The sequence below is a fragment of the Pantoea sp. Nvir genome (assembly GCF_009829915.1).
Classification (GTDB): domain Bacteria; phylum Pseudomonadota; class Gammaproteobacteria; order Enterobacterales; family Enterobacteriaceae; genus Pantoea.
Window position 1 is genome coordinate 51,181 of record NZ_SZZW01000004.1, and the last position, 11,260, is coordinate 62,440.

An 11,260-nucleotide genomic window follows, 5' to 3' on the forward strand; every position below is an offset into this window, starting at 1 on the left:
TGTTTCTGCATTGCGGTAATAATCAATTAGATATCACAATATCAGAAGGCACGTTGGTAAGGGATGATGCTGTTATTCAGCATTTGGTCGATACCTGACCCATAACCAGTGGTTAAACCACGCAGCTCAATATTAAATGAGATTTGGTTGTCATACTTACTGTCGTTGTTTTCCCAACCATTAATCTTGCGTTCGTAGCCAATGCGTAAAGCGTAGCAGCAAGAGCTATATTGAAGACCAATAAGCTGAGAAGTTAATTTGCTATTGCGCGTATCATAATAATACGCTCCCACCATTGACCAGTTATCTACAATCGGCCAACTAGCTGTGCCGCCTACTTGTGAAATTCCTTTTTCATATATTGGGTTGTTCGTGAGCAAGGAGTCGTTAAGTAAGGTAGACATATATTCGGGGTTACCATAGCGATAGTTCAATTGTAAAATACGATCTGGATCACGACGGTACTCCAGTACAGCATTGCCGTGCGAGATGTTCTCAAAACGAGAATCATATTGTAGTTCGCCATGCATACCCCAACTATTGTTAAATTTCCAATAGGTGTCGCCGGCCCACATTAGGCTGCCTATACCCTTGTTTTCTCTTTTAGTCTGATTGACACCGGTACGTGAAGGGGTCAATGAATATATTTGACCAATTGAAAAATTAATGCGTTCAAACATATCTTGATCATAAATACGTGTGGTAACGCCCATAGCTACTTCATTGGCAGATGCAATACGATCTAATCCGCTATAGGTGCGCCGGTCTCTAAATAGGCTCGTATAGTCAGTCTGCAACAGTGTTGAGTCGTAAGGATAGATATTGCTCTGGTTACGATAGGCAGTATAAAGATACTGAACGCGTGGTTCTAAAGTCTGAGTGTAACCTGCATTCCAGTCCATGCTGCGGTCAAAAAACAGACTCCCATTGATCTTCAATTGCGGTATAGTACGGGTTACAGAGCTCTTCAATTTCCTACTTTCATTGTTTTCAATACCCCCCCCCCCAATAGCGTTATAGTAATCCAGAGAGTTTTGATGGTAGTACGTTGCGAAAAATTTAAATTGAGCATCTAGGTTGGCCCAGTTGTTAGAGAGCGGTAAATCAAGCGTTGGTTCTATATGTAAGCGTATTGCTTCATATTTCTTCTTATTAATGTTAGTAAACTTCACTGCTTGCGCATAAATGCGCCCGTCAAAAGGACCAATACCCTTCTGGTAGAAATTTAATTCAAGCTGTGGTTGTGCGCGATAAATATTATATTTGCTCGTATCTCTAAATACTTGAAAATCCCTACTAAAGAGGGTAGCATCCCAGTTTGCGGCAGCATAACCGATACTGAATTTCTGCGTTGTATAGCCGTTAGCTGAGCTGTAATATTTCGAATTAAGATCGTTGAAGTAGTAAGGGTCGCTCACCCTACTGTAATCAGTGTTTAAGCGCCAATGCTCATTATATACGCCATTGTGCTGCCAGTAAAAAAACCAGCGGTCATCGCTCTCATCTGTCCCGATGCCGCGTCTTGCTTTATTTTTGTGATACTGATCGTCTGATGGAAGATAATCAAATTCCATCAAGCCTGCGCCGAAGTGAGTCAGATATCGGAATTCATTTTCTAGTTGAATGCCACGTTTTGACATATAGTGTGGTATAATTGTGGCGTCTGCCCGTGATTCGATATTCCAATAGTAGGGCAGCACAAACTCATAACCTTTACTGCTACCATAATTCACGTGCGGTATTAGGAACCCAGAACGTCGACGATTTCCAATCGGTAACTGTAAATAGGGGGTGTAGAAAATCGGTACTGAATGCAATTTAAAGCGAGCATTCCAGATCTTTACCACCTCTTCCTCACGATCTTCGATTACCTTAGAGCCTACTATATTCCAATTATTGTCTTCAGGTAGACAGGAGGTGAAGCTACCGTTTTCAAGGATGGTGTAGCGGTTATTATTGCGCTGTTTTATCAAATCAGCGGTGCCATATCCATGGCGACCTACCATCTGATAATTGCCATTCCAGACGTTGATATCTTTGTTGTTCAGATTTGACCAAGCTTTCTGACCTTTGAGAACAATATTATTATCGGCATAGAGAACATTCCCCATCGCGTCGATGGTACGAATTAGTGTCTTTTGCCCTTGCTGTTGTCGCTGATGTAGCTGTATTTCATCCGAATGCAGGAGGCTATCCCCCTGCTGAATATCTACATTTCCTGTAAATACCGTGTAGTCAGGATATTTTGACTTAGCTGTATCAGAGTGGATCGTGACAGGCCACTCATTTGTCTGGTCAGTAACCAGTGGTCGGTTGAACCGTGGTACTCCAAACATACACTGCGACATAAGATCGTCCGCTAGAACAGACTGACTGGAAATCGCTACGCTAACCAATATGGTAGTTATAAGTTTTTTCATACGTTGTATCGAGAATTCCATGAAAATTGGCATAATGCCAATTTGAGTAGGAAATTAATATACTGTTCAGTTTTGCGATAATGATAAATTCTGTATATTGACATTGATGTTAGATCCTGGGATAAGTAACAGGTATAGTAGTGGAATTATCAGCCACGCGCATGGCGAATTAAACAGTTTCTATTCTAGTGGATAAAAGTTATTGAGAAATTACTGGGTGAATGAGTGTATGTGTATATTTCTAATAAATTAGTTCTTAAAGGACGACTGCTCCAGAACAGAGCAGTCGTCTAAATTAGATTTACCTCGGCGCACCACGCACGTACAACCACTGCTTGAGACAGCTGATCAACTAGTGGCATATCGGCAGAGGATAAAAGAGTGGATATTCTGCCGATATGCCACTATACGTTCATAGCTTTTTTACGTTCCGCGAATACGCGACTGTCTTTTTATGTTTTCCACAAGACGAAGATCGGGAACTAACGACAGATAGCGGGGCTTATTTACCACCATGATGTGCGCATATTTCTATTTTTTTCTTCTTAATTGATAAAAAAATGGGGAGGAAGAATACCGCAGCCACACATGTATATAATTACTAATACGTAAATATGAGGAGAAGGGATAGTATATTCAGTAGCCAGCTAGCTTACTTCATATTACTCAACTATCGGTGATGATACTCCCTTCGCACCAGTGCGCGTTGACCTAATCAGTGTCTACTCTTATAAGATATAAGGTTCATATCCTGAAACACTGTATTTCTCTTTCAAGGAAAATTAAGATGCTGCATGGGTACACTTTATAGCCCTTTATTTAATACCGCTATTTATAGATCGCATTTTCACACAGGGACACTATGAGTTACCTTTCATGTTTTTGAGAAGTTATTGAGCGTGTTGCGGAATAGCATTCTGTGGCAAGTGCTATCATGGACTCTCTGGTTTTTCTATTCTTCCATTCTATTCACTTAATTCAAAAACGCAGGCTGGTTCTGTTCATAATTAAAAATAGCAGCCTCATGTTGTAGTGTCAGACTTATGTTATCAAGACCGTTCAGCATGCAGTGACGGTGAAGGTTGTCGATATCAAAAGAGTAAACTTTATTGCCTGCATCCACCATCTGCGCTTTAAGGTCAACGGTAAAACGGATGCCAGGGTGAGCATCGACCAGCTTAAACATCTCTTCAACCTGCTCGGTGCAGAGACGAACCGGAAGAAGTTGGTTGCTAAAGCTATTGCCATAAAAGATATCTGCGAAACTCGGCGCAATTACTACACGAAAGCCAAAATCAGTCAGCGCCCACAGTGCATGTTCACGTGAAGAGCCACAACCAAAGTTTTCACGCGCGAGCAGAATACTGGCACCCTGAAATTCCGATTTATTTAGTATAAAACTAGGGGTTGGTACTGTACCGGCGTCATCTTCAAAACGCCAGTCGTGAAATAGGTGCATACCAAAGCCGGTGCGAGTCACCTTCTGCAAAAACTGCTTGGGAATGATGGCGTCGGTGTCAACGTTCGCCACGTCTAGTGGAACGACAATGCCGTTATGATGAGTAAATTTATTCGTCATGACTAATCTCCTGTTATGTTAGATCACGTATATCTGCAAAATGGCCAGAAACAGCTGCCGCTGCGGCCATTGCTGGACTGACCAGATGCGTGCGTCCACCGCGGCCCTGACGACCTTCAAAATTACGGTTGCTGGTTGAGGCACAGCGCTCGCCAGGATTCAAACGGTCGTTATTCATCGCTAGACACATAGAGCAACCAGGTAAACGCCATTCAAAACCTGCTTCGAGGAAAATTTTGTCCAAACCTTCTGCTTCTGCCTGTGCTTTTACTGGTCCAGAGCCCGGTACTACCATCGCGAAGACACCTGGTGCAACTTTACGACCTTTAGCAATAGCCGCCGCATCACGCAAATCTTCAATACGCGAATTAGTACAGGAACCGATAAACACCTTATCGATTGTCACGTCAGTCAAACGGATGCCAGGCTTCAAATCCATGTAAGATAGAGCTTTTTCAGCAGAGTTGCGCTTAATTGGATCGGGGAAGGAGCGAGGGTTAGGAATTAATTGATCTACAGCGATAACTTGACTCGGGTTTGTCCCCCAGGTTACCTGAGGTGCAATATTGGCGGCGTTTAGGGTTATGACGGTGTCATACTGCGCTCCTTCGTCAGATTTTAGGGTACGCCAGTATTCTACAGCCTCCTTCCATTCTTTATCTCGCGGTGCGAACGGACGGCCTTTTAAGTAGTTTAAAGTAGTATCGTCGGGCGCTACCAGGCCCGCTTTAGCGCCCATCTCAATCGCCATATTGCACAGCGTCATGCGCCCCTCCATACTTAGTGCTTGTATGGCTGAGCCACAAAACTCCACGACATGGCTAGTACCACCAGCATTGCCAGTCTTTCCAATAAGCGCTAGCACAATATCTTTGGCGGTAATACCTGGTGCAGCATTCCCTAGTACTTCTATTTTCATGCTCTTGGCACGCCCCTGCTTTAAAGTCTGTGTAGAGAACACATGTTCAACTTCGGAGGTCCCTATACCAAAAGCTAGTGCACCGAATGCACCGTGCGTGGTGGTATGTGAATCGCCACAAACAATGGTCATACCAGGTAATGTTATACCTTGCTCAGGTCCGATAACGTGCACTATGCCTTGCAAGGGGTGGGTTAGATCGTAGAGCTGCACGCCAAAATCGGCGCAGTTCTTCATAAGCTTCTGCATCTGAATACGCGCCAACTCGCCGGAGGCGTTGATATCTTTAGTCTGGGTCGAAACATTGTGATCCATAGTAGCGAATGTTTTCGATGGCTGACGTACTTTACGGTTGTGCAGACGCAAACTATCAAAGGCCTGTGGCGATGTCACTTCATGGATTAGGTGACGATCGATATATAACAGAGGCATTTCATTTGGCGTTTCATAAATGACGTGTGAATCAAACAATTTTTGGTATAAATTTTTCATTACTTTATATTCCCTCAGCGATACAGCAGGCAATGATATTGCCCATTTCATCCGTTGTGACGGAGGGGCTGTTGCCAGCTAAATCTCTAGTGCGATAGCCTGCCTCTAGCACATGACTGATAGCACTCTCGATACTGTAAGCAGCGGCATCCGCATTCAGGCTATAACGTAGTAGTAGTGAAAGTGATAAGATCTGAGCTACCGGGTTGGCAATATTCTGTCCGGCGATATCTGGTGCAGAACCACCCGCCGATTCGTATAAACCAAAACTCTCTTCATTGAGGCTGGCCGACGGTAACATTCCAATTGAGCCAGCGATTATCGCGCATTCATCAGATATAATGTCGCCAAACAAGTTAGAGCAAAGTAGCACGTCGAACTGTAATGGATCCTTAATCAATTGCATGGTAGCATTGTCAATGTACATATGGCTTAGGTGTACATCCGGATAATTTTTTGCCACTTCATTTACAATTTCGCGCCACATAACTGAGGTTTGAAGCACATTAGCTTTGTCTATAGAAGTAACTTTATTGCGACGTTTACGCGCTGCTTCAAAAGCAACTCGGGCAATGCGTTCAATTTCAAAACGGTGATAAACTTCGGTGTCAAAGGCGCGTTCATGCGTTCCGCTGCCTTCGCGTCCTTTCGGCTGACCGAAATAAATGCCACTTGTCAGCTCTCGCACGCACAAAATATCAAAACCTTTAGCTGCAATATCTGCACGTAATGGGCAAAACGATTCCAGACCTTGATATAGCACAGCTGGACGTAAGTTACTAAATAATTTAAAATGTTTTCGCAGTCGCAGCAGTGCACCGCTCTCCGGCTGAGAGGCAGAAGGTAGATTCTCCCACCTTGGGCCACCAACTGAGCCAAACAAGATTGCGTCGGCTTGCTCACATCCTTCAATGGTAGAAAGTGGCAACGGTTCGCCGTGACGCTCGATGGCAATGCCGCCAACGTTATATTCACTAGTGGTAATGCGCATATCAAATCGTTTACGAATAGCTTCCAACACCTTTAGGGCTTGTACCATGACTTCAGGGCCTATACCGTCGCCAGGTAATACTGCGATATGGGAAGATTTCGATCTCATGACACTGTGTCCTTTTGAAATTTGCGCTGCAATTCTTTCTCAACTTCTTTGGCGCGCCAGATATTATTTAGGGCGTTAACCATCGCTGTGGCAGAAGACTCGATGATATCAGTCGCTAGACCAACGCCATGAAATTTACGGTCGTTGTAGTTCACTACTATATCTACTTGACCTAGCGCATTCTCTCCATGGCCTTTCGCAGTCAACTTGTAGTTGATCAAATCAGCTTCAAAACCTGTGATACGAGTAATAGTTTGATAAAGCGCGTCAACCGGGCCATTGCCAGTAGCAGCGTCTGATTTAATATTACCACCACAGTACAATTGCACCGATGCAGTCGCCGTTACGCTAGAACCGGTATGTACGTTGAACTCGTTCAGCTGGAAATATTCTGGTTCTTCATTTTGTTTATTAATAAAGGCTAGTGCTTCCAAGTCATAATCAAATATTTGGCCTTTCTTATCGGCTAACTTTAGGAAAGCGTCATACAGTAAGTCTAAATTGTAATCACTTTTTTTATAGCCCATTTCTTCCATACGATATTTCACCGCTGCACGGCCAGAACGAGAGGTTAAGTTCAAATGTATTGTGTGCAGGCCGATAGACTCCGGTGTTAGAATTTCGTAGTTTTCGCGGTTTTTCAACACGCCGTCTTGATGGATGCCTGATGAGTGCGTAAAGGCATTGGAACCAACTACGGCTTTATTCGCTGGGATTGGCATATTACAAATCTGGCTTACAATTTGGCTGGTGCGATAGATTACATGATGATTGATATCGGTGTGCACGTTTAAGATCTGTTGACGAGTTTTAATTGCCATAATGACCTCTTCCAGTGCACAGTTGCCGGCGCGCTCGCCCAACCCGTTCATTGTGCCTTCGACCTGACGTGCGCCTGCTTGTATGGCAACTAATGCATTAGCAGTCGCCATGCCTAAATCATTATGGGTATGAACAGATAGGATAGCTTTATCGATATAGGGCACATGATTAATAATCTGACTAATGATGTTAGAGTATTCACCTGGCAAGGTATAACCCACGGTATCAGGAATATTGATGGTAGTAGCGCCCGCGTTAATCGCCGCTTCCACTACGCGGTATAGATCGTCAATCGGTGTGCGTCCTCCATCTTCGCAGGAGAACTCGATATCATTGGTATAATTGCGCGCGTACTTCACCATATATACTATACGCTCGATTACGTCTGGTAGAGTACTACGCAATTTAGTGGCGATATGAATAGGCGACGTTGCGATAAAAATGTGGATACGGTAGTCGTCTGCCACACGAAGAGCTTCATAAGCGGCATGAATATCTTTTTCAACGCAACGTGCCAGCCCGCAGACACGGCTTTTTTTAATGGTACGAGCAATCGTTTGTACAGATTCAAAGTCTCCGGGAGAAGAGATTGGAAAACCGACTTCCATCACATCAACTCCCATGCGCTCCAGTGCAAGTGCAATCTGCAATTTTTCTTTTACGCTTAGACTGGCCTGTAACGCTTGTTCACCATCACGCAGAGTAGTATCGAAAATCATAACTTGCTGGCTCATCTTATTCATCCTTCTTGTGCGTTAACAGCGCTATGTAACGAGCATAAAAAAACCCGCGCCAGACACGGGTTTTTTTTATTTCCAGCAGGTTCAAATCAGTGTTTAATTCTGCCCATGAGCCGATCCACATAAACTAAATAAATTAACAAATAGCAGATCGATCACGTGGAATAAATGCAACATGGATTTGAACCTCTTTAATTTTGCTATGTTCATATTGGTACTGGAATAAAAATGGGATGTCAACCATAATTTAGAAGAATATTTTCCATGACTTTTAAAAAATTCTTTTATTTAAACAACTTTAGAGTAATTTACTATGGAATAAACTAGCTTAGCAACAACTTATTTATTCAGATAATTTTAAGAGTCTTAAGTTTTGAAGATAGGAATATTTTTCTTTATTTATTATAGATCTTTTCTATTGAATTTCTATCTAAGGAATAGAAAGGTGAAAAAGAAATAGATTAATTTTTAATGATTTCTTATAAACCGCTAAAAATTTTTACTTCCTCAATATTTTCTTCTAGTTAAATCAAAGTTTATGAGATCATTTCTCACACGGCTCACTCATTACGTAGAAGCTTCAAAGCCGGATTGAATGATAAACGGCAAATCTAACGTTTGCCTATGTAGTTTTCTACAGTTATGGTAATTAACCAACTCTTAAAAAAATCAACCAATCAGATTTTATATATCTTGATGACGGAAATTATTTCTTTTATCTGCACATAGACATAAATTTTTGATCTTGACTGGTGAAATATGAAGCAGGAGCCAGTGGCACGCTGAAACAGCGATAGTCGTGGATTGAGTTCCTAAGCTTGGAGGCAAAAAATGGAGATGTTATCAGGAGCAGAAATGATCATCCGTTCATTGATCGATCAGGGCGTAAAACAAGTATTCGGTTATCCGGGCGGCGCGGTACTGGATATTTATGATGCGTTGCAAACTGTAGGCGGCATCGATCACGTACTTGTGCGTCACGAGCAGGGCGCCGTGCATATGGCAGATGGCTTAGCGCGTGCAACGGGTGAAGTCGGCGTAGTACTGGTAACATCCGGTCCCGGCGCAACAAATGCGATAACTGGTATCGCCACTGCCTATATGGATTCGATTCCAATAGTAGTCCTGTCGGGTCAGGTACCTTCTTCGTTGATTGGATACGATGCTTTTCAGGAGTGCGATATGGTAGGAATTTCTCGTCCTGTGGTCAAACACAGTTTTTTGGTGAAAAACACCGAAGAAATTCCGATCGTTCTGAAAAAAGCCTTCTGGTTGGCATCTAGTGGTCGTCCTGGGCCAATTGTCATCGATTTGCCAAAAGATATTCTTAGCTTATCCAATAAGTTGCCCTACGTCTATCCGGACGCAGTTAGCATGCGATCCTACAATCCTAAGATTCAAGGGCATAAAGGACAGATTAAACGCGCCTTAAATACTTTGCTTACTGCGCATAAACCGGTGATTTACGCTGGTGGCGGTGCCATTACCTCAGCATGCGAGGCAGAACTGCGGCATCTAGCAGAGACACTTAATATTCCGGTCACTACATCGCTAATGGGGTTAGGTGCGTTTCCAGGTACACATCACCAATCGATGGGTATGCTTGGCATGCATGGTACCTATGAAGCCAATATGGCTATGCATTATGCCGATCTGATTTTCGCCGTGGGAGTACGATTTGACGATCGTACTACCAATAATTTAGATAAATATTGTCCACATGCAACGATACTACATATCGACATAGATCCGACATCAATCTCGAAAACTGTGGTAGCTGATATTCCTATTGTAGGCGATGCAAAACAAACTTTGCAGCAGATGCTTGAGTTGCTGGCGCAGAGCGAAACAAAACAAAAACTCAATGGGTTGCGTGACTGGTGGAAGAGCATTGAAGGTTGGCGAAGTCGTAAATGCCTAGCATTCGATCACACTAGCAAAGCTATTAAACCTCAGGCAGTTATCGAGACAATTTGGCGTCTGACTAATGGTGATGCTTATGTTACCTCGGACGTCGGTCAACATCAGATGTTTGCAGCACTTTACTATCCTTTTGACAAGCCGCGACGCTGGATTAACTCTGGTGGTCTCGGTACTATGGGCTTTGGTTTGCCGGCCGCATTAGGAGTAAAGATGGCGCTTCCTAATGAAACGGTTATCTGCATAACCGGTGATGGCAGTATTCAAATGAATATTCAGGAGCTTTCTACTGCACTACAGTACGATCTTCCGGTGCTGGTGCTGAACCTTAATAACCGGTTCCTCGGAATGGTAAAACAGTGGCAGGATATTATTTATTCAGGTCGTCATTCGCAGTCTTATATGGAGTCATTACCTAATTTTGTGCAATTGGCTGAGGCTTATGGTCATGTCGGTATTGCCATTGAGCATCCCTTTGAGCTAGAAGAGAAGTTGCAGCAGGCGCTCGATACCCTTGCTAAAGGTCATTTGGTCTTCGTCGATGTCACTGTTGATAGTGGCGAGCATGTGTATCCGATGCAGATCCGCGGAGGTTCAATGGATGAAATGTGGCTGAGTAAAACGGAGAGAACTTAATTATGCGTCGTATTTTATCGGTTCTTCTGGAGAACGAATCTGGCGCCTTATCCCGTGTAGTAGGCCTTTTTTCCCAGCGCGGATACAATATCGAAAGCCTGACGGTAGCGCCAACGGATGATCCGACTCTGTCACGTATGACGATTCAGACCGTAGGCGACGAAAAAGTGCTAGAACAGATTGAAAAACAACTGCATAAGCTGGTTGACGTACTACGTGTCAGCGAACTAGGACAGAGCACTTATGTTGAGCGTGAGATTATGCTGGTAAAGCTGCAGGCAATTAGTAGTTATGGGCGTGAAGAAGTGAAGCGTAGCGCTGAGATATTTCGCGGGCAGATTATCGATGTAACTCCGATGCTGTACACGGTTCAATTAGCTGGCACTAGCTACAAGCTCGATGCCTTTCTTAAAACTGTGCGTGAAGTTGCAGAAATTTTAGAGGTAGCGCGCTCTGGCATCGTAGGCGTCTCTCGCGGCGATCGTATCATGCGTTAATTACGGCCACTCATCATTTTTACACTAGGATAATTCTAGTTTTTTAGGTTGTGGTCGAAAATAAATGTAGTAAAAAAGCTACTCAGATCATGTTCTGCTATTGGTTATTACTGTAACAACCTAGGTTATCGTAAAG

General features: G+C 43.4%; 7 protein-coding genes. 2 read left to right on the forward strand and 5 right to left on the reverse strand.

The genetic code is table 11. From position 1 onward, the window contains the following. Positions 1-41: 41 nt before the first annotated feature. The 5 genes from lptD to leuA all read right to left on the reverse strand — a co-directional run bounded on the left by lptD (position 42) and on the right by leuA (position 8,065). Complete coding sequence (lptD, locus tag FD729_RS03620; RefSeq protein WP_159931925.1) at positions 42-2,420, reverse strand: LPS assembly protein LptD; 2,379 nt, start codon at positions 2,418-2,420, stop codon at positions 42-44. Between the two features lie 973 nt (positions 2,421-3,393). Continuing rightward, positions 3,394-3,999 (reverse strand): 3-isopropylmalate dehydratase small subunit, encoded by a 606-nt coding sequence (gene leuD, locus FD729_RS03625; protein WP_159931926.1) that lies wholly within the window; start codon positions 3,997-3,999, stop codon positions 3,394-3,396. A gap of 13 nt (positions 4,000-4,012) precedes the next feature. After that, on the reverse strand, positions 4,013-5,410 hold the full coding sequence (gene leuC, locus FD729_RS03630; protein ID WP_159931927.1) for a 3-isopropylmalate dehydratase large subunit: 1,398 nt from the start codon (positions 5,408-5,410) through the stop codon (positions 4,013-4,015). 4 nt (positions 5,411-5,414) lie between these two features. After that, on the reverse strand, positions 5,415-6,509 hold the full coding sequence (gene leuB / locus FD729_RS03635; protein ID WP_159931928.1) for a 3-isopropylmalate dehydrogenase: 1,095 nt from the start codon (positions 6,507-6,509) through the stop codon (positions 5,415-5,417). Continuing rightward, positions 6,506-8,065, reverse strand: coding sequence for a 2-isopropylmalate synthase (gene leuA, locus FD729_RS03640; protein WP_159931929.1), 1,560 nt, complete (start codon positions 8,063-8,065; stop codon positions 6,506-6,508). Before leuA ends, leuB begins: the two co-directional genes overlap by 4 nt. Before the next feature lie 837 nt (positions 8,066-8,902). Here leuA and ilvI point away from each other — a divergent pair. Next, positions 8,903-10,627 carry an acetolactate synthase 3 large subunit gene (gene ilvI, locus FD729_RS03645; protein ID WP_159931930.1) on the forward strand — a complete coding sequence of 575 codons (1,725 nt, stop codon included), beginning with the start codon at positions 8,903-8,905 and terminating at the stop codon, positions 10,625-10,627. Between the two features lie 2 nt (positions 10,628-10,629). After that, the gene (ilvN, locus tag FD729_RS03650) at positions 10,630-11,124 is read left to right on the forward strand and encodes an acetolactate synthase small subunit (protein WP_159931931.1); all 495 of its coding nucleotides are present in this window, start codon (positions 10,630-10,632) and stop codon (positions 11,122-11,124) included. The last annotated feature ends 136 nt before the right edge of the window (positions 11,125-11,260 follow it).

Excerpts from the sequence above, each read along its gene's own strand:
- lptD (WP_159931925.1), bottom strand. The coding sequence starts at position 2,420 with ATGAAAAAACTTATAACTACCATATTGGTTAGCGTAGCGATTTCCAGT.
- leuC (WP_159931927.1), bottom strand. The coding sequence starts at position 5,410 with ATGAAAAATTTATACCAAAAATTGTTTGATTCACACGTCATTTATGAA.
- ilvI (WP_159931930.1), top strand. The coding sequence starts at position 8,903 with ATGGAGATGTTATCAGGAGCAGAAATGATCATCCGTTCATTGATCGAT.
- leuB (WP_159931928.1), bottom strand. The coding sequence starts at position 6,509 with ATGAGATCGAAATCTTCCCATATCGCAGTATTACCTGGCGACGGTATA.
- leuD (WP_159931926.1), bottom strand. The coding sequence starts at position 3,999 with ATGACGAATAAATTTACTCATCATAACGGCATTGTCGTTCCACTAGAC.
- leuA (WP_159931929.1), bottom strand. The coding sequence starts at position 8,065 with ATGAGCCAGCAAGTTATGATTTTCGATACTACTCTGCGTGATGGTGAA.
- ilvN (WP_159931931.1), top strand. The coding sequence starts at position 10,630 with ATGCGTCGTATTTTATCGGTTCTTCTGGAGAACGAATCTGGCGCCTTA.